Here is a 20,132-nt window from a genome sequence, read left to right on the forward strand (position 1 = left end):
ATTTGAAAAACTTTCCTTCTCAAAACGATTACCCAAAAATCAATATAGGGCGACCCTTAAAATGCTATATAACTCAAAAAAATGAGAGGGTGCCTCATTTACTTATGAGACACCCTCTTTTGTTGACTTACAGAAAGCAATTATTTCTTAACAGCTTTCAGCTTTAAGCCGATTTCGATATCCTTGCTGATCACCCAGTTTTCAGGGCTGCCTTCAGTTTTGTAATGGATACCCCAGGCGGTTCTGTCGATAACAAATTTAGCGGTCGCAGTAACATTGCCGTCAGCTACAGCAACAGTAGCCGGGAAAGTGATGTTCAGGGTGCTATCTTTCAGGGTCAGGTTACCGCTGATCAGATTAGTAGCACCTGCTTCCAGGCTTTTACCTTTGGTGCTGTCGTAAGGAGCTACGCCAGTAATAACGAATTTAGCAGTAGGATACTTAGCAACATCGAAGAAGTCACCGCTCTTCAGATGGCCATCCAGGTCAGTGGATTTTTTATCCTTTTCAGTAACAGATGCAGGATCAGTGGTCAGGGAATTCATGTTCACTTCGAATTCACCACTGGTGATAGTACCATTTTCAACGTTCAGGGTACCTGAAGTCACCTTGATAACACCCCAGCGAGGAGCCATACCACCTTTGTGAGTAGCTTTCCAGTCAACACTCGTTGCGGTAGTGTCGATGCTGTAAGCTGCACCGGTAGTAGCAGCAGCTTGCTGAGCTTCAGAGGTCTGAGCCTGTTCAGGTTTAGTACCACCGCCACAAGCGGCCAGGGCGAGCATTAAAGCAATAGCAGATACAGTTTGCTTCATGGTTTTCGATTTTTTTTTAATTAAGAGACAATGTATTATATCGCCGAAATTAAATATTTGTGTTAAAACAACAATAGCAAATCTGGAAAAAAGATGAAATGTACAAGGACTTTTTACTGGGGAATGGATAATTTTCTGAATATGATGTGCTTTTTTAAGATTTAATGATTGTACAGGAACGTGTTTAATGATTGATGTGGGATATAACAACAAAGAATAAAGGGTGTAAATTTGTAGCTCAGATAAACATACGTGGCAATGCGTTTAGTATAGCCATATTAGTTTGTTTATTTTACAATTTTAATGGGAAGCCCCAGCTGGTAATCCAGCTGGGGCTATTTGTCAGAATATACTAAGTTTTTAAAGCAGTTGGGCCCCTCTCCATTACACCCCATTTCCAGCCCCACAATCGGAATTTACTATCTGTACAACTACTTCTTCGCCTGCTGGGTTAAAATGGTCTCCTCCCCCTTTGTAATCATCAACGTCGGTGGCAACTTCTCCTTCCCTATCACCGTAATTTCCACTTTATAAGTATACACCCCGTTTTCAAAAGAGAAATAATGATTCCCTCCGGAACCTTCCCTGATAAACTTCCCATCAGGAATAACCATTTCCGGCTGATCGATGGTTTTGACATTCACCGGCCAACTAGCATACCGGAAATTGCCATTGCCCATATCATCCACACGAACCTTGTATTTATCTGTCTGGAATGCAAGCACTGGTTGATTATAATCTCTCAGCGCAGGAAAGAGCTCACGCTTATCGGCCGCTATTAAAGCCGCCCTTTTTGCGGCTTCCACTTTCGTCTGGTAATTGATGCCAATCAGCCTTCCATTATCATCCAGCCATACCTGTCCGCGCTTCAGGGAAATCCCTCTCCACCCTCCTGATGTCCAGTCTTTTCCAGGATCGGAATTGGCAATAATATGGACCAGTGAATCATCAAATATCTCATCATAGCGCGCCAGGAACTCCTGCTTATTATTGACGGATGTAAGTGGATATTGCCGCCTGAAAGGATAAATCACCTTGTCCGCAATGGCTTGTTTATCCTGCTTCTTTACGATCGCAATAAAAGCTGCTACGGCCTTGGGATTAGGATTAGGATTAGTATTGTCCTGACCAAAAGCGGTTACGCTGGCATAGAGAAAAACGACTAAGAGTAATTTCTTCATAATATAATGGGACAAAGATATTGCCCCCAGGGGATAGAAGGCGAATTATATGCCAATTTTTTTTAACAGGATATAAAACGTAATTTTCATTACGGCTTTCCTCATTTCTTTGCTCGAACAAAAATCCGACCCCGGCATCTTCCAGCGCATACACAGGTCTACAATTATTAATCTTCACCAGATTAAAGAAATTCTGAAGAATGATGATGGGTATAAAATCAGGATGAATAATGACGCCTTACTTAAAGTAAGCAGGCGTTACAAAGAGATGATTAAAAAACGTTCAATATAGAAATCATCTGTACATTCAACAAGATTGTCAACATCATTCCGTAAAGAATCATAACTTCCCTCCTACTATAGTCAGCTTTAATTCCGGCAGCTTTTGTATTTTCAATTTCTCAAAACTTCGTTATGAAAGAAGATAAACCCAATGCAGCACTCCACCAATTTAATGACACGATCACTGCCTGGATTACTTTTCTCAACGATTATACCCTGGCACAACTACACAAAACTCCCGCGCCCGGCTCCTGGTCGTTAGGTCAGGTATATACCCATATCATCGATGATACCCGCTATCAGGTCGGACAAATGAAAACAGCACTGGCTACAAAGGAGAACACAGCAGCAACCATGCATCCAAATGCCCAAAGGATGTTCGCAAATAACAGCTTCCCTGACATGCGCATTCAAGGGCCGGCTACCGATCAGCTGATACCCCAACCCACCAGCAAAAATGATATAGAACAGGCACTGATACAGATCAAAAACGATGTCAACGAAGCCTGGGAAGCCGTTGACCCATCTGTCGCTACCGGTAAGTCACTACATCCCGGTTTACTTTACTTCAGCGGGCAGGAATGGCTGCAATTTATGGAAATGCATTTACGTCATCATTTCAAACAAAAACAACGTATTGATGAGAAATTATCAATACAGGTAAATAAATAAAAAAAGCCGTATCAGGTTGCAGGGGCATATACCAGCATGATCAATTCAATCATGTCTGAACCTGTATGCAACATCCTCCCCCCCTAACTGTAACATTTAACCACCCCCTCTCCAGGGGGAATGTGTAACTTTACCCGCGATGAATCAAAGTATTTTACCAGTTATGAAAATATTACCACTTGCACGTAGCGCAATTGCCATTGCTGATTTTTTGAAAACAATCCCGGGACCCATACAAATTTTGTATTTTGGATGAGGTGACCGTTATTCCAAAGTCATTACTTCCAATCCCCGCTATTAACACCGATTCTTATATGACCATCCATGAACGCATCTTCAAAACGATACGAGTTTAAAATCACATCAAAGAATGAGCAGGCGAATGTAATAACGAACGCTACTTTGTGGGTCTGCCACTCATTATTACCAAAAACAACCTTCATGAAAAAATTCCTGATAGTTCTCTCACTAATTTTCATTACTCAAGCTACCATTGCACAGACAGTCATAGACTCCTCATTGTTGCTTTCACAAAAAGATATGCAATGGTGGAAAGATGCCAGGTTTGGATTGTTTATTCATTATGGATTATATGCTATTTTAGGCGAGGGCGAATGGGCCATGTTTAATAAACGGATGGATACAACCGAGTACGGAAAATTAAAAAACTCATTCACCGCTTCAAAGTTCTCCGGGAAAAACTGGGTAGATGTTGCAAAGCAGGCCGGATGTAAATACATGGTCGTAACGTCCCGGCATCATGACGGCTTTAGCCTCTTCAACACAAGCTTTGGCCATTACAATTCCATGAATAGCCCTGCCCAAAAAGACCTGATCAAAGAATACGTGGATGCCGCTCATGATGCAGGTATGAAAGCCGGCATTTATTATTCTCCGCTTGACTGGCGGTACCCCGGTTTCTTTTTCCCGGATCTGTATTACTCCAATGCGCTTGAAATGAAACAACAGACCTACACACAGATTCGCGAACTGTTAAGCAATTACGGCAAAATAGATGTTTTGTGGTATGACGGCGGCGAGGATAACTGGCTTGGATTTGCCGGGCTGATGTGGGATGGTGGAAAAGGTTGGTATACCCGTGGTATGGACAAACCTTACACGGGAAAATTTAGCTGGGAACCCGTTAAGCTCAATTCAATGGTAAGAGAACTGCAGCCAAAGATCGTGATCAATCCCCGCAGTGGATGGATGGGTGATTTTAACACGCAGGAAGTAACGCTGAGAGGAAGAGAAAACAGGCCATGGGAATTGTGTACGAACCTCAGTCAGGCGGCCTGGGGATGGACACCACAGGCGGCAGACCGCGTTATTTCTCTTGACAGCTGCATCCGTCTGTTGGTGACTGTTGTATGCCAGGATGGTAACCTGCTGTTAAATGTCGGGCCTAAAGCCGATGGAGAAATTGAGCCGGCACAGACCCAACGCCTGAAAGAGATCGGCGACTTTCTTAACAAATACGGAGAAAGCATTTACGGTACCAGGGGAGGCGTATGGGATGCTACATGGGGTGGAACAACCTTTACAGAAAAGGCAATCTACGTTCATATCCTAAAAGTTCCTTTAGAAGGGAAAATCATGCTCCCATCTATCTCCGATAAAATTTCATCTGCAAAATACCTCGGCACAAATGCAAACGTCAGCTTCAAACAAAGCGGGAACGGGATCGTATTGAACGGGATTACCAATCAGGAGAATAAAACTGATCTGATTGTAAAACTCAATTTGAAATAACCCGATACTATTGAGGATAGCTCATAAGTAAAAATAGGCGCTGAGAATCACTTAAACGGATACCCGACTCCATCAGGGATACGAATAAAAAGAGGCTGTATCGTACTTATGAATACAGCCTCTTTTAAAGAAATACAACATACACGCTAACTACTACTGTGCAACCGGCAGGTCATCCGTTCGGAAAGGAGCAACAGGCAAACCCTCCAAAGAAAAAATATTACCGATAGCCGTATTAGAAAATCCATATCTCACCATTTCCGGCTTCTCTACCTTTTTACTCCACACGATCAATACATCTTTATCCACCTTTGCAGATGCTTCATAAAAAACATGGTCTGCGCCCGCTATATATAAAGCCACCGGGGCTTCCCCTTTGATGCTGAGAGAAGCAGGAACGTTGGCAAAACGTATGAGCGCTTTGTTTTTGCTGATACTCATTTCCTTGAATACCGGGCTTTTCCACGCAAATCCGGTTTTGCCATAATTTTCCCCAAGCGCCCAGTTGGCAAGCCTGTTCCCAACTGTTCTTTTATCCTGTGGATGGATGTCCTTCACATTTTCTGTGACGTCCGCTACTACTACCATACCCGTTCCTGGCAACGCACTGGTACGCGCCTGTGCCTCCCGCAGCAATGCCGCCTGGTATTCTTTATCGTAAGAGAACGGGGCTATCTGAACATAATAAAAGGGGAGCTCCCGATGCCAGGCAGCACGCCATGTCTTTATTAATCCTGTAAACAAGGGAGCATAAGTATCCGCTGTATTCACATTCGCCTCTCCCTGGTACCAGATAACTCCTTTAACGTTGAAATTGACGAGCGGAGCTATCATTGCATTATAGGCATAACCAGGTTTATTCGGCCACCACACCGATGGCGCCAACCTGGCAGCCGCTGCCGAAAGTATGGGATCCCCGGCCACCAAATGTTCCGGCGCCCACACTTCAGCCGGTGTTCCTCCCCAGCTGGCATTGATCAGTCCTACAGGTACCCCCAATGATTGCTGCAGTTTTAACCCAAAAAAGTAACCAACTGCACTGAACGTCTTCAGACTATTACTGTCACAGACTTCCCATTTCCCTGAACAATCATCCTGCAGAGAAGCCGCCGTAGTTTTCGGAATGTTGAAAAACCGGATATTATTGTTATGGCAGACAGGCAGCTCGGCTGCTATCTGCCGGATACCATTATAGTACCCGTACTCCATGTTAGATTGGCCAGAACATAACCATACTTCTCCTATCAGAATATTCTTCAGCACAATCTCATTGGCTCCTTTCAGCCTTATTTCATATGGACCTCCCGCTACAGGGGTATGAACCTTTAATGTCCACTTCGCATCACCGCTGGTGGTGACTGTTGTCGACCTGTTATCCCAACCTGTAAATACTGTGATCCTCTCTGAAGGATTAGCCCATCCCCAGATGCTGACACTGTCATTTTGCTGAAGCACCATGTTACTCCCAACCAATGCCGGTAGCCTGATGGCACCATGAAGTACCGCGGGCAAAAGGCATGCAATGCTGTAAAAAAACATTCTTATCATAATCCACTTAATAATTTACTGACCAGAGAACAATGACATGCGGGACAATCTCCCGCAAATTTCTTCCCTAAAAAGAACGAAACGATATTTATTAAACCTCATGATGCATAGGTTCAATTGCACTATCACTCAAGTACCAATACAAATCCACCATTTGCACGCAGGGTTAGATCAACCTTCTCCTGTTTCAATGCGTTCATCACTGTTTTTGAAAACAGTTCACTTCCCGCACCGTCTTTAAATATAGTTGCCCGGCTTTTCTTAAATGGTGTCATATCAAGACGCACACTCCTTTCATTGTTATCTCCGTTAATACCTGCTATATACCAACGTTTGCCACTTCGCCTGGCTATTACAACATACTTCCCGGGATATCCCTCCAAAAATTTCACATCATCCCAGTTATCAGGCAGCTCTCTTAAAAACGATTTCACATCATCGGGTACCTTCATCATCCCTTCCGGTGACTGTGCATAATGCTGTATCCCCGATAAGAATAAAACGGAAAGTGCCAGTTCAAAAGCGGGCGTGGTTTTCCTCGTGCAATTAGAAGAAGTCAGTCCCGTAAGATTCATAGGCGTAAAATCCATTGGGTCAAACGCGTTCCTGGTAAAAGGCAACATCGCACAATGGTTAGCTTCCACATCCGCTGCATGCTGGTCAAATGTTACCATCTCCATTCCATAAATGGCTTCGGCAGTCATCAGGTGAGGATATGTTTTCTCCCACCCTCTTGGCAATGTAGCACCGTGAAAATTTACAAGTAACCCATATTTTGCAGCATCATTCAAAATATCAATGTAATATTGAATCATACTCCGGCCATCACCACCGAAAAAATCAATCTTTACACCCTTAATACCCATTGCCTGCAGACGGCTGAATTCCTTTTCCCGTCCTGCCTTCGTCAGTAAAACATCTTTAGGATGATATTTGATCGTGTTCCAGTCTCCTGCTGAATTATACCACAATAGCAATCCTACATGCTTCTGCTTTGCGTACGCCGAAAGTTCAGCTACTTTATCATAACCGATCTTAGTATCCCAGTCTGCATCTATCAGGCAATATTGCCAGTGCATATCATATGCATAGTCAATATATTTTTTCTGCTCATTGAAAGTGATATTGTCATCCTTGCTATTGATCCAACTCCAGCTGGCCTTTCCTGGTTTTGCAAAAGAGACATCTTTCAACGCAGGGGCTGGCGCCAGATCAGTACCTAAAGTTGATGCTGCAATTGTCTTCAAACTACCTATTGCTATAATACGCCACGGTGTAAGCCAGGGCTTATTGCTTTCAGGTAAATACCCACCACCGGTAAACACTTCCCTTGGATCTGCGAAACCGATGGAATAAACTGGCGAAGCAGTATCATTGACCAACCTTGTTCCGCAATAAGTACCGTCCAGTGCCGCTTCGGTGATCAGGACCCATATGTCATCCGTTTTAAACAACGCGGGGTATACCCAACCTGATTTTAATGGTGCCGCTGTGCCGACAGCAATATCCTGTAAATAATGTTCTTCGTAAGACGGATGACAATGCTCAAAACCCGTTTTGGCCTCACTCATCGGCTGTAACCAGGCCCGTGCTTTTTTATCAAATGAAAACGAGGAATATTCTTTAACGATCGTTTCGTTATTTTTCACCCATGGAAAAGAATAACGGAAGGCGACCCCATCGTTGGATAACCTGAAAATGATATCCATTTCTTTCCTTTCATCATTCACAAATGAAATGATCAGTTGATTGGCCTGGTAGAGAATGCTACTCTTTTTTGCGTTCTTTGTCTGATAGCTTTCTGTTATTTTCTCCGCTTTTGATGTCGTAACCAGTTGCAGCCCTTTTACAAAATCATGTCCTTTCATACTCACCCCCAAAGCTGAAAGATGAATAACATCAATACCTGATTTTAGTACATTGTATTGTACTTCACCTGAAGCCGACAGGAATACATTCAATACAATGGACTTATCCGGACTTTGTAACTTTGCCACCTGCTGTGCATGTAGCTGATTGATTCCCATTCCCCGGTCAGTTATACCTATAAATAACCAGACCAGCAGAAGTGTGCTTTTAAAACGCATTTTCATAACTAATAATAACTAATAGTATTTATCAAATTCCAAATCTCATAAAACGGCATAGATGATCCTACCCATTAGTGGGGAATGCTTCCGTGAAAGCATTCCCTTAAACTATTCACAGCTCCATTAATGAACGATGACCTTCTTTGAAAAAACGGATCCATTAGATGCTACTCTTACAATATAAAATCCTGCAGTCAACTTTGCGTCAATGTCTACCATATTACGACCATAGGTTCTCTTCTCATGAAGCAATTTGCCCTGGCTATCATAAATCCTTAAGATAGCATTTTCTGAAATTCCCTGAAGCAGTACTGTAAACCTACCGGCAGGAGACGGATTCGGATATACCTCAATGGACACTTCGCCGGTAGTTCCCTTTGATGATGCCATCCGTAAGGAGCTACTCACAGAGACGTTAAAAGTCTGTGTATTCTTACATCCCCCACTGTTGGTGTAAGTCGCCACATAACTCCCGGCCTGGTTCGGCTGGATATTTGAAATGACTGCTTCCCGTGTTGTCGCACTAAAATTATTAGGACCGCTCCAGCTCCATGATCCTCCCTGCGTAGGCTGCGGGCCAAAACGTACATTGCCCCCCGCAGCGACTGTTGCATTGGAGGCCTGTTGCCAGTTGCCACCATTGACCTGCACGTAGGGAATAATGGCAGTAGCCGTACAGCCAGCAGGTTCTCCATAAACGATACCTCTGCCTGCTGTACTCATGAATACCCGTCCAAATACATTCATATCGCCCTGTACAAATTGCCCGTTAGCCGGACCTCCATATTCATGCGCATCATCATTTACACGTACCCAGGAAACACCCTGATCTGTAGAACGATAAATACCTTTTACATTACTAATGGTACCCCATATGAAAATCGTCGGATACTTTGCACCGGAAGCAGTCACGCCAAAACCAACTGCTCCACAATAGCTGACACCGTTGATGGCAGCAAAGGACTGCGCGCTGTTAGTAGAACGGGCCAATCCGCCATTGCCCAATGCTACCCACACATGCCCTTCAAGACCAGGTGCCAGCCGGATAATTTTTGAGCCTCCTCCGGCAACTGAACCCGCCTGGGAAAATGAAGTACCACCATTGGTGCTGACCATGAAGGCGCCGTTGCCGGGATTATATGCATAGAACTTATTCGAATTGACAGGATCTCCCACCGGCCGTGCCTCGCTGATACTTAATCCACTTACTGCAGACCATGAGGATCCGTTGTTCGTGGTACGGTAGGTAACAGACGACCCTCCTGGGCAATGCAAAATAGTATTACCATTAGCCGACAGCGCCACCTGCCCCTGTGTGCCATTCATACCCGCCTGGGTCCAGTTCAATCCCATATCATTGGAATAATACATGGAGTTCCCTACCCTGACTATTTTACTCGTATTTTGGGCAGCTACTGCCAAACCGGTAGTAGTGCCCATTTGAGGCTGATGAATAGGCGCGTATTGGCCAGGATCGTTAGCGTGCCTGAATCCGTCATAGTCACCAATCACCGAAATGACAGGGCCGTTAGGGATACTTACCAGGCCAAGCGGCACTGTTTCTTCAAGACCTTTTACTGCAAATCGCCAGGTACCGCTGGTACTGATATGATCGTTTACAAAAATACCATTCCCCGAGGTAACCCAAACCCTTTCGGTATTGAAGGGATCGAATTCTATTGATCCTGCCCAATGAATGGCATGTCCGCTAATCCAGGTGATGCCATCAGGATTCATTGTAAATCCCCGGTCTACCACATCCACCCAACCCGATCCGCCATTCGTGCTCAGGAACATCCTGTCTCCCCACGCACCATTCTGATTCATATACGTGTTAATAGTGGAAGCCACTATCCTGTTAGGATTGCTTGGGTCAACACTAATGCCGCCGAATGCTTTATTGAAACCGGCAGGTGTAATGTTGGTCCATGCACCGCTTCCAATATTATACTTCCAGATCTGCCCATTATCCATCGGCTCTGGCAGCGACCAATAGCCGCTCGGTCCTGCACCGTTACCATAAGTAATATACAGGTTGCCATTACTGGCAAGCGCGGCCCGATGTGGCATAAAAGCAGTGGTAGCACCTGAAATCGCTGAAAAAGACTGCCCGCCATTATCACTCCTGTAAAGGTTTGTACTGCCACTACGCGAAACACCGACAATGATCCTTTGCGTCGCACCACCCGAAACACTGCTTCCATCTAACATCACAAAGCTGATCCCATTTTCATTCGGAGTTGTGGTCACATCCAGTGAGTTCAACCGGCTCCAGGTAGCCCCGGCATCAGTACTTCTGAATAATCCATTCCATCGTGTACCGCAATACAGAATATTGCTGTTGTGAGGGTCCACTACAAGCTTTTCACCCGCCTGCCGCCCCAAACCATTTCCATGGGCCTTGAATTGTGTCGTAACATCCTTAACGGTAAACGTATTACCATAGTTATCAGATCGAAGGATGGCTGTTTTTCCGCCATTGAAATAAGAAATACCCACCAGCATATACACCCTGTTAGGCAACTGGGGGTCTGTCGCTAAAGACTCCACACCGAGAAAACCAACTTCATCCTCTGATACCCAATCCAGCAAGGATACCCAGCTGGAAGTAGCCGCATTCCAGCGATAAGCACCTCCCACATCCGTCCGGGCATACACCAGGTTTTGCTCAGTTCGCGACGGAATGATTGCAGAAACAAATCCGCCCCCACCAATAGCCACATTCTTCCATGTATAACTGGTAGAAGCCTGCGCCAGTGCCTCATACCCCTGCGATATGATTATAACAACAAGTAATCCCCAAAAGGGAAAAATCTTTTGCCTGAATGGCAAACGTAGTCTGATAGAAATGAGTTGTTCGACAACAAAGGAAGATCTTACCCTTTGTAAAAACGGTACCAGTAATTTTGCTTTCATAAAGGTTGATGGTTTAAATAAATGCAATAATTGAAAAACGGGTTAATTGAATACAGCGGCATTCAGTCCTTCAGTTCAAAGTGGACAACTGGAATTTTGCTATGGAAGGAAAATTGACCAAACGGAGATACCCGCGGTAGCATAGTGGCAGTAAACGTATTTTCATAACAGGAATCTTTCTCTTGACTGAATGTTGTAAAACTACGCTGCTATTCTTTGAAATGGGTGCTCAAATGTTTCAAATCACGGTAGGAAATGTATCAAATTTCAATTTTTCATAGGATCATCACGCAGGTGTTCCCTTCACAGTTGCTTGCGTATTCGTTCCGGCTTTTTCAATTACTGATCATATTGCCCAAATCATCGATCCTCGTCTGTGGCCGGTCATTGACGTTGTATGTCCATTATATCCCTCATCGGCAACCGACAAAATGGGAATCCTCATCCATCAACCCTGCAATAATATCAAACCGGGTTAAAGGGATGCTTTAATTGCCAGGGCGTATTACTTTCTAAAGCTGAAATATCTGTTCCATCACCAGCCACTTCTCCCCTTCTTTTGCCCAGGGCAAAGGTCGCTGGAATTTCCACATCAATTGCTCCCATTCCTGCACTTTAGGATTGGCAGCATCTGCAGCCGATTTCGCGGCTGCATCAAACTGGTCAATGGTCTCCATAATCATCATTAGCCGATTACCCGTTCTGTAAATCTGCATATCTGTTATCCCTGCATCAAGAATGCTTTTTCTAACCTCGGGCCAACCGTTCTCTGCTTTGTGCCAATACTCATATTCGGCTATCAGTTGAGGATCTTCCTTTAGATCAAGTGCTAAACAATATCTTTTCATTTTTTATTTTAATTTTTAATAACAGGAAACATACACCTATATGCAGCGACTTACGCCTGCTAAAGAATCGTGGAAACAGGTAAACTTTCTGGCTTCACTTTTACACGATGACCTTTAAATCCAAAGAATGCGACCACTATGAAACAAACCAGTGGTACAATATAACCATACTGTATATTACCGGTCACATCGCTGATATATCCAAAGACCCTTGGCAAAATAGCACCTCCTACGATAGACATAATGATCAGGCTACTCCCAAATTCAGTATCTCCCCGCAATTCCTTTATGCCCAGTGCAAAGATGGTGGGAAACATAATAGACATAAAAAAGCAGATACCTATGATGGTGTAAATGGTCAACATGCCCTGTCCCCAAATGGCAACCGTGCACAGTAATACATTAACGACTGCATATATACCAAGCAATGTGGAAGAAGGATAGTATCGCATGAGATAGGTACCTATAAATCTGCCAATTAAAAAAGCAAGTCCGCATAAGCCCAGATAGTCGGCCGCCTGTACCTGTGATATTCCGGCTGCTTTTGTTGCATACAGTATAAACAGGCTAAACACGGATACCTGTGCACCCACATAAAAGAATTGCGCGACTACACTCCATGTCAGATGTTCATGCTTAAAAGCATGGAAAATATTCTTACTGGCTACATGCCCCTCACTTGTCTGGATCGCCGGTAAACGTGTAAATGCAAAAATAACAGCGATCAATACCAGTATAGTACCCAGGATAAAGTAAGGCGTCTTTACAGAAGCAGCTTCAGCAGCCAGTGCCAGTCTGCGCCCCTCTGCAGTCATTGCATTCAATTGCTCCAGTGTATTCCCTTTTGTAAGTATCACCCGTGCCCCTATAATAGGCGCCAGTGTAGCAGCCAGCCCGTTGAACGATTGTGCAAGGTTCAACCTTTGTGTGGAAGTACTGGGATCCCCAAGTGAAGATGCATAAGGATTAGCCGCCGTTTCCAGTATCGTAAGCCCACAGGCGATGATAAACAGGGCAATCAGGAAAAACACATATTGCTGGGTGTTAGCTGCAGGTATGAATAAATAAGACCCCAATGCAAATACCAGCAAACCAGTTATAATACCTGTTTTATAACCATATCTTTTCATAATAAACCCGGCAGGTAATGCCATCAGAAAATAGGCGATAAACACAGCAGAATCAACCAGGGTCGCCTGAACAGTCGTAAGCGTAAATGACTTTTGTAAATGCGGTATAAGTATGGGATCAAGATTATGTGCAAACCCCCATAAAAAGAACAGGCTTGTTACTAATATAAACGGGAAAAGGGTTGGTGTCTTTTTCATATCTGAATCTTAAATATTGCAGGTGACTAAACAGCTGAATGCTTAACTCATCTAACCTGGTCAGTCACCTGCATTGTCCGAATGAATAATAAGTGTTAAATCTATTAAATAATCGCACCTTCTATTTTAAATACAAATGCCTCTTTACAAGGTGGCTGCTCTGGCAGTTGCACTTTCAGTCCTTCGGATGTTTGCTGAAAGTTCACTTTATCACGCCCCAACAGGCTCACCTGGCTTACGTTTCCTGCTCGGTCTTTTGCAAGCGTTTTAATGACTGCATTTTTATCTGCCGGCCAGCCAAGCATCACTGCATACAGTGTGTTTCCCCGGGTAGTGAACCGAAAATCCTGTGCATCCAATGGTTTGCCTTTACCCTCGTTAAAACCCTCCACGCTCAATGCCTCAACGGACTCCATGGCAGGTCCCTCTCCAAACACTTTCCACGGTCGGGTACTATAAATAGCTTCGCTGTTCACCTTCATCCAGTCGGCTACCTGTTCTACAACTGCACGTTCTTCACTGTCAATAGAACCATCACCTCTTACAGGTATATTCAACAGGAGATTACCATTCTTGCTTACCACATCCACCAGCGTATGTATAACTGTCCGGGCACTTTTATACCACTTGTTATCAAACACGCGGCGGTCGTAATGCCAGCCACCAATACAGGTGTCTGTCTGCCAGGGCAGTGGCTCTATCTGGTTACTCTGCCCACGCTCAATATCCCATATCATACATTTGCGTTGCTGCTCATTCAGCTTCTTGCCAAACAAAGCTGCCTGCAACTTTCCATGTTTCTTTATACTGGTATTATAGAAATGCGCTGCTATTTTTAGCCCGGCATCACTTACCGGCCAAAGTGGTAGCGCATTATCATCAAAATAAATAAGATCAGGCCCATATTTATCTATCAGTTCCAGCGTACGGCGCAGGAATTTATCACAATAGGCCTTATCAGGTACATTTGCTCCATTCCCCCAATCCCAATATCCACTCATGCTATTGTCATCCAGACTACCCTTACTCATAGGATGGTGCTGAGCATATAATTGTTGGGGATCATAACCACTCCACCAGGTATGCTGTCCATCTGCTGTGGTCAGCTTGCCATCATAAGGCACACCTGCATAAGGCCCGCTTTTATCAGATCGCTGGGCCACTTCATACCAGGTCCAGGCATGGGAGGCATGTACCGTTACCCCAAAATGCAATGCCTGCTCCTTTGCTACTTTTGCCCAACCTCCGATAATATCTTTCTTAGGTCCCACCTTAGTCGAGTTCCAGCGCTGGTATTTGCTGTCATACAGATCCAGGTTATCGTGGTGATTGGCCATGGCCATAAAATACCTGGCGCCGGCTTTTTTGTATAAGGCAACTAATTCTTCAGGATGCCAATTCTCTGCCTTCCATTCGTTGATCACATCCTTAAAACCAAATTTTGAAGGGTGCCCATATTTCTGCAGGTGATATTTATACTGGTCGCTACCTTCCTGGTACATGCCACGGGCATACCAGTCGCCATACTCGGGCTGACATTGTGGTCCCCAATGCGCCCAGATGCCAAATTTTGCATCCCGGAACCAGTCTGGTACCTGGTACTGCCCCAGTGAATCCCAGGTAGGCTGAAATGGGCCCGGCGCTACCAGCGTATCCATCTGTGAAGCCATCAGGCTGCGTGCATAAGTATTGGAAAGATAGAGGGATGAAAAACCGGTGACTAAACCTTTTATCAGTGTTCTTCTTTGCATGGAATTTATTTTTTGTTTTAGTACGCGCAACAAAATGAGACCTGGAATTTATAATAGTTGCCGCTTAATTTTTGACTGAAAAGTAACCTATCAAACATACTGTTAAATGCTTACTTATTATTTAGCTTAATAGGACTTTTTTTTATACAAAACAGACTATTTGATTATTATTGCAGTAACGGACATCGGATGAATGCTGCTGATCTCATTAATCCATTACATCGTATGATAAAAAGGACGCTCAAACATACTTTTTCATTATTGAACGTTGATCATGTAGATCTCGATTCCAGGTGGAATTACGAAAACGTCATCAGTCCTTATTTCAGGCTCTACTATATTGATGCCGGGGAGGGCGAGATCTCGAATGCTTCCGCTAAGATGAAACTGGAGCCCGGATTTCTTTACCTCATACCCAGTTTCACTTTATGTAATCTATTCTGCAAAAGCTATCTCAGCCAGTACTTTGTCCAGTTCTTCGAAGAGTCATCAGATGGCATTTCTTTATTTGCAGATAAGCGATCTATCATGAAAGTGAAAGCGACTGAAATTGATATCATGAACTTTTCCCGCCTACTGGAAATAAATCCAGGCAGAGGCATCAACCGGTCAGACAACCCGAGAATATACGAAAAGAATATTTTTTATAAGGAGTACCAGGAATTTAATAACCGGCAAAGCATAGCAACATTCACAGAAACGCACGGTATTCTCCTGCAACTGGTATCAAGATTTCTAACATCAGACCTGTCTGAAAATAAAGATGCCGGCCATGTGCCGGTCAAGATCCTGAACGCGATCAGCTATATTCAGCTCAACCTGCACCGCGATCTCTCCGTGTCCTATCTCGCAAACAGAGCGAACCTGCATACGGATTATTTCTCACGCCTTTTCCATCAACACACCGGTGAAAGACCTGTAAAATATATACACGAAAAAAGGATAGAGAGAGCCCAGTACCTGATCGGCACCACCCAGATGACTTACGCTGAAATTGCCACTAAGACCGGCTTTGAAAATGTATTTTACTTTTCTAAAATATTCAAAAAGATCACAGGCATGTCCCCCGGGAACTATAAAAAACAAATGGAACTGGTCCACTTTTAAAGGTCACAATTCCCGGAAGTGCCACCGGTAGCCAGCCGGTGAACACTTTTTCTTCCAATCCATCTTTAATAAAAAAATTTATCCCCGGTTAAAGCCTTACTAAATTCAGGAAGTAAACATCGTTCTCTCTCAGCGCCAGCTCCTTTGCAAAAGGAACCCCTTCTTCTACTTTGATCATCTCTTTTGAAACCGGTGTACCATCATTCTGCGATTTAATCTGCTCAACCTGTTGCCTGGTCAGCTGTGCAGGCTTCCCCAGGGAGAGATATGTGGAATAAGCATCGTTACTACGATAACCTACTTTATACACTTCCAGCGCATAGGTTCCTGCAGGTACATTTGCAATATGTATCTGCAATTTCCCTTTCGACTTTGACGGCAGGTCCTGGATATAATATTTCTGGTTGTGCACAGAATCACCAGGATGCGTATTTGTAAAATCCCACGCCAGGACCTGTATATTTCCAATGGAATCCCTGCAAACCCACGAAGTGGCGTCTGTATTCTTCAGTTCAATATTACCTAGCCGGTTCATAAACTGGTATGCGTAGAATACCGGTTTGTTGATACCCTGGATAGTCAGCATACCGAATCCCCCGTGAAAAGGTGTAAAACGAGGTCCGGGTTCTTCGAAAATATCAGTAAAGACCCAATACGACATCGAGTTGGCAGCATTACCAACCTGCTTCAGTTTTTGCAACACATAGGCTGCCTCATGATAACTGTCATGAATCGGATCGGACGGCGTATAAGATGCGCTCCATTCTGTGTAATGAAGTTCCAGCCCCGGCATTGCCGAACCCGCAATTTCCTTTCTTGACTGCAATACATCTCCACTTACACTCATCGGATTTTTGTCAAGTACTGTACCCGAATGGCCAAATTCGTCCAGATATCCCTGCTTTACACCATAGGCATGGGTGCTGATAAAATCTATGGGTACTTTATTCTTTTCACAATAAGCTATCATTTCAGGCTCCCACGCGGCACCGGCGGTGCCGGGCCCACCTACCCGATAAGCTGGATTAACGTGCTTTATAGCCTTCGCACTGTAAGTGTATAATTTGAAATAATCATCCTGCGTACCTGCCCAGAAGCCATCCAGGTTAGGCTCATTCCAGACCTCAAAATACCAGCTCTTCACCTCATCAGCGCCATACCGCTCTGTAAAATGTTCCGTAAGATGCTGCACCAGTGCACCCCACTTTTCATAGCTTTTAGGAGGCGTTACATTTCCCCGCCACCAGAAAATTGTCTTAGGTCCGCTTGCCAGCGCTGATGGCATAAAACCCAGCTCTATAAACGGTTTCATGCCGATACTTTGTAAAAAATCGACCAGCGCATCTATGTACATATAGTTGTAAACCGGGTTACCCTTATTATCCTCTGTGTACACAGCCATATCATCTGTCAGCAGTCCATGCATACGAATATACCTGAAACCACATTCCTTTCTTACATAGGCGAGCTGCTGCTGCCAGTCGGCCCTTAGTCCCTCATTTGCACGCCCCGCACCCACACACGTATTGAACATGGTGTTGAACTTACCCGCCGTTTTATTGAAATCAATATCGATCACCCGGGCCTGCACAGTGGGTTCGCTGCGCTTTGCCTGCCGGGCAACTACTGTTCCTGATATAACAGGAAACAGTACCATCAACAGGATGAAATGTTTATTCATACAATAAGTCTTTTATCTTTTCTAAACTATTTGTTCCATACCAATACACCGCCCGGCTGTAATATTTTCTCACCGATAATAATATTAGCCGCTGCCGGTATGTTCATGGTATAATTATCCGAAGAATAATTGACCGCTATGTAAAAGTTGTCCCGCCAGTAAACATATACACCAGGCGGATAGTTTTCCGTCGTTGCCCCGGCTCCGGCATAAATACTGCGCAATACATCCTTTTCCAGCTTTGCATCATCTGTATCCACGCCGATATAGGTTACCGTACCTTTTCCTACAGTATGTTTTACAACGCTTGCCGTTCCTTTATAAAACTGGTTGTCAAATACGGCCACCGTTTCAGTTTGCTTATCCGGCGCCAACAGGTCAGCCCAGTTATTCCAGCTGTAATGGTCCGATTTCATAACGATCTCTCCTCTTCCATTATTTGGAAGCATATCGGTGGCCTTCACTTTTGCCCCTATCAGCCGCGATAAGGGTGCTGCCCATCCTGCCTCCCAAAAATGCCCCATACGGTCTTTAATTGCTGTACGGCAGGTGATGATCAGGTTCCCCCCGTTGGCTGCATACTCATTCCATTTTTTCACCAGTGCACTGTCCACCATTTCGTATGCCGGTACGATCACAAACCTGTATGCAGACAGGTCTGCCGTTTCCGGAATAATGTCTACCGGCGCGCCAAAAGATTTTGCTATCTCCAGGAATTTAACCGGATAATTCCAGGTATCCCATTGCCAGGTTTGCTTTTGCCGGTCTATCGTCCAGTAATTTTCCAGGTTCCATATAATAGCTGTAGACCTGGCAGCCAGTGCGGCAGGCATACCCACGCCGGGCTTGTATTGATTCCGCAGCATTTTTATTTCCTTTATAAATTGCATGTATTCCTCGCCGCCAGGTGAAGGAGTGATGCCATCCGTCTGTATGATCCCCGAGTGGTACTGCTCCGAAGAATAATTGATCTGGCGAAAACGATAGGAACTGGCTAATTTTCCACCTGCTGCAAACGTGTGATACAGCCACATACGCACTGTACCTGGTAAAAGCAACGGGTTGTAACTACCCCAGTTCACCGGGCCAGGTTGAATCTCCATTACACCAGATACCCCACCTATCGTTTTGTAATAATCTGCCGCAAAAAGAATCACCTTACTATTGCCCAAGCGAAACCCCAGGTCTCCGATATTATCTGTACCCCCATTCGGATAAGCAGTATAAGTAGCAAAATCCAGCTTGTTCGTTCGCTGCGCATCTGCACCTGTGGAGACAGCTGTGTAATTAGTGGTTATAAACTGATCCTTCGAAATATAAGCGCGTAATAACGCTGCCTGGTAATCCAGGAACTCCGCCTGTGCATCTGCTGCATATCTCTTAAAATCAAGCAGGGCATGCGGATTATTCCCCCACCAGCCCACGAGGTTCGTATTGGGAATCATCACCTGGTCAAAATTATTGTACCACTGACTCCAGAAAGCATTCCCCCAGGCCACATTCAACGCTTCTATCGTTTTATACCTGCGCTTTAGCCATTGCCTGAAACTTTCCTGCGAAGAGGGACTATAATCCGGCTTGGCATCAGGTTCATTATCCAATTGCCAGCCGATTACATTTTTATCCTGACCATAACGCCTGGCCATTTTTGATACAATGGTTGCTACAAACTTCCGGTAAGTAGGGTTTACGATGGATCCTAAACCGCGGGTACCCTGCTCACCACGCATGTAACGACCATCCATGATAAAAGTTTCCGGGTAATGAGCCCGCATCCAGGCTGGTGTAGTAGCCGAAGGTGTGCACATCAGCACTTTCAGATTGTATCTGGCACAGAGGTTTATCACCTTATCAAGCCAATCAAATTCAAATTTTCCTTCTGTTGGTTCCATTTTAAACCAGGCAAACTCCGCCAGGTGAACAAACTCGAACCCCATTTCAGATATCTTCTTTATATCCCGCTCCCATTGGCTTTCATTCCAATGCTCAGGATAATAGTAGATACCAGTCGTAATGAGATCTTTATCCGGGAAAAAGCGGTTGCCCACCTGCGCTTTTGCGCTTAATACGGCGATGAGAATGGTTATAATAAAAAACGTTGTGTATTTATTCATCGGGAGACCTGTTGTTGCTTAATTGGCATAGTGAGAATATAACTAAA

At 44.5% G+C, this 20,132-nt stretch carries 13 protein-coding genes; 3 read left to right on the forward strand and 10 right to left on the reverse strand.

Annotated features, from left to right (window positions below):
• Positions 1-140 precede the first annotated feature (140 nt).
• Both ABDW33_RS18440 and ABDW33_RS18445 read right to left on the reverse strand, forming a co-directional pair.
• Positions 141-815, reverse strand: a complete 675-nt coding sequence (locus ABDW33_RS18440) for a YceI family protein (RefSeq protein WP_343691556.1) — start codon at positions 813-815, stop codon at positions 141-143.
• A gap of 431 nt (positions 816-1,246) precedes the next feature.
• Positions 1,247-1,996 (reverse strand): hypothetical protein, encoded by a 750-nt coding sequence (locus ABDW33_RS18445; protein WP_343691557.1) that lies wholly within the window; start codon positions 1,994-1,996, stop codon positions 1,247-1,249.
• A 414-nt stretch (positions 1,997-2,410) separates the two neighbouring features.
• Between ABDW33_RS18445 and ABDW33_RS18450 the strand changes: the two genes are divergently transcribed.
• The gene (locus ABDW33_RS18450) at positions 2,411-2,950 is read left to right on the forward strand and encodes a DinB family protein (protein WP_343691558.1); all 540 of its coding nucleotides are present in this window, start codon (positions 2,411-2,413) and stop codon (positions 2,948-2,950) included.
• A 441-nt stretch (positions 2,951-3,391) separates the two neighbouring features.
• Positions 3,392-4,702 carry an alpha-L-fucosidase gene (locus ABDW33_RS18455; RefSeq protein WP_343691559.1) on the forward strand — a complete coding sequence of 437 codons (1,311 nt, stop codon included), beginning with the start codon at positions 3,392-3,394 and terminating at the stop codon, positions 4,700-4,702.
• 153 nt (positions 4,703-4,855) lie between these two features.
• On the opposite strand, the gene ABDW33_RS18460 is transcribed toward ABDW33_RS18455, so the two are convergent.
• The 6 genes from ABDW33_RS18460 to ABDW33_RS18485 all read right to left on the reverse strand — a co-directional run bounded on the left by ABDW33_RS18460 (position 4,856) and on the right by ABDW33_RS18485 (position 15,183).
• The gene (locus ABDW33_RS18460) at positions 4,856-6,250 is read right to left on the reverse strand and encodes a sialate O-acetylesterase (protein WP_343691560.1); all 1,395 of its coding nucleotides are present in this window, start codon (positions 6,248-6,250) and stop codon (positions 4,856-4,858) included.
• Between the two features lie 125 nt (positions 6,251-6,375).
• A complete protein-coding gene (locus tag ABDW33_RS18465) occupies positions 6,376-8,277 on the reverse strand; it encodes a glycoside hydrolase family 97 catalytic domain-containing protein (protein ID WP_343691561.1) in 1,902 nt (633 codons plus the stop codon).
• Between the two features lie 186 nt (positions 8,278-8,463).
• Positions 8,464-11,256: a T9SS type A sorting domain-containing protein gene (locus ABDW33_RS18470; protein WP_343691562.1), complete on the reverse strand. Its 2,793-nt coding sequence runs from the start codon at positions 11,254-11,256 to the stop codon at positions 8,464-8,466.
• Between the two features lie 512 nt (positions 11,257-11,768).
• Positions 11,769-12,104, reverse strand: coding sequence for an L-rhamnose mutarotase (locus ABDW33_RS18475; protein ID WP_343691563.1), 336 nt, complete (start codon positions 12,102-12,104; stop codon positions 11,769-11,771).
• Between the two features lie 59 nt (positions 12,105-12,163).
• Complete coding sequence (gene fucP / locus ABDW33_RS18480) at positions 12,164-13,432, reverse strand: L-fucose:H+ symporter permease (protein ID WP_343691564.1); 1,269 nt, start codon at positions 13,430-13,432, stop codon at positions 12,164-12,166.
• A 104-nt stretch (positions 13,433-13,536) separates the two neighbouring features.
• Positions 13,537-15,183, reverse strand: coding sequence for an alpha-L-fucosidase (locus tag ABDW33_RS18485; RefSeq protein WP_343691565.1), 1,647 nt, complete (start codon positions 15,181-15,183; stop codon positions 13,537-13,539).
• Between the two features lie 225 nt (positions 15,184-15,408).
• On the opposite strand from ABDW33_RS18485, the gene ABDW33_RS18490 reads away from it, so the two are divergent.
• Positions 15,409-16,290 (forward strand): AraC family transcriptional regulator, encoded by an 882-nt coding sequence (locus ABDW33_RS18490; RefSeq protein WP_343691566.1) that lies wholly within the window; start codon positions 15,409-15,411, stop codon positions 16,288-16,290.
• An 88-nt stretch (positions 16,291-16,378) separates the two neighbouring features.
• On the opposite strand, the gene ABDW33_RS18495 is transcribed toward ABDW33_RS18490, so the two are convergent.
• Together ABDW33_RS18495 and ABDW33_RS18500 are read right to left on the reverse strand one after the other, a co-directional pair.
• Positions 16,379-17,971 carry a glycoside hydrolase gene (locus ABDW33_RS18495; RefSeq protein ID WP_343691567.1) on the reverse strand — a complete coding sequence of 531 codons (1,593 nt, stop codon included), beginning with the start codon at positions 17,969-17,971 and terminating at the stop codon, positions 16,379-16,381.
• 26 nt (positions 17,972-17,997) lie between these two features.
• Positions 17,998-20,085, reverse strand: a complete 2,088-nt coding sequence (locus tag ABDW33_RS18500) for a beta-galactosidase (RefSeq protein WP_343691568.1) — start codon at positions 20,083-20,085, stop codon at positions 17,998-18,000.
• Between the last annotated feature and the right edge of the window lie 47 nt (positions 20,086-20,132).

This window comes from Chitinophaga sp. (genome assembly GCF_039596155.1).
GTDB lineage: Bacteria > Bacteroidota > Bacteroidia > Chitinophagales > Chitinophagaceae > Chitinophaga.

Bases quoted from the DNA above. Each gene is read 5' to 3' on its own strand.
- ABDW33_RS18465 (WP_343691561.1), bottom strand. From the start codon at position 8,277: ATGGGAATCAATCAGCTACATGCACAGCAGGTGGCAAAGTTACAAAGT.
- ABDW33_RS18490 (WP_343691566.1), top strand. From the start codon at position 15,409: ATGATAAAAAGGACGCTCAAACATACTTTTTCATTATTGAACGTTGAT.
- ABDW33_RS18475 (WP_343691563.1), bottom strand. From the start codon at position 12,104: ATGAAAAGATATTGTTTAGCACTTGATCTAAAGGAAGATCCTCAACTG.
- ABDW33_RS18440 (WP_343691556.1), bottom strand. From the start codon at position 815: ATGAAGCAAACTGTATCTGCTATTGCTTTAATGCTCGCCCTGGCCGCT.
- ABDW33_RS18470 (WP_343691562.1), bottom strand. From the start codon at position 11,256: ATGAAAGCAAAATTACTGGTACCGTTTTTACAAAGGGTAAGATCTTCC.
- ABDW33_RS18445 (WP_343691557.1), bottom strand. From the start codon at position 1,996: ATGAAGAAATTACTCTTAGTCGTTTTTCTCTATGCCAGCGTAACCGCT.
- ABDW33_RS18495 (WP_343691567.1), bottom strand. From the start codon at position 17,971: ATGAATAAACATTTCATCCTGTTGATGGTACTGTTTCCTGTTATATCA.
- ABDW33_RS18455 (WP_343691559.1), top strand. From the start codon at position 3,392: ATGAAAAAATTCCTGATAGTTCTCTCACTAATTTTCATTACTCAAGCT.
- ABDW33_RS18450 (WP_343691558.1), top strand. From the start codon at position 2,411: ATGAAAGAAGATAAACCCAATGCAGCACTCCACCAATTTAATGACACG.
- ABDW33_RS18500 (WP_343691568.1), bottom strand. From the start codon at position 20,085: ATGAATAAATACACAACGTTTTTTATTATAACCATTCTCATCGCCGTA.
- fucP (WP_343691564.1), bottom strand. From the start codon at position 13,432: ATGAAAAAGACACCAACCCTTTTCCCGTTTATATTAGTAACAAGCCTG.
- ABDW33_RS18460 (WP_343691560.1), bottom strand. From the start codon at position 6,250: ATGATAAGAATGTTTTTTTACAGCATTGCATGCCTTTTGCCCGCGGTA.
- ABDW33_RS18485 (WP_343691565.1), bottom strand. From the start codon at position 15,183: ATGCAAAGAAGAACACTGATAAAAGGTTTAGTCACCGGTTTTTCATCC.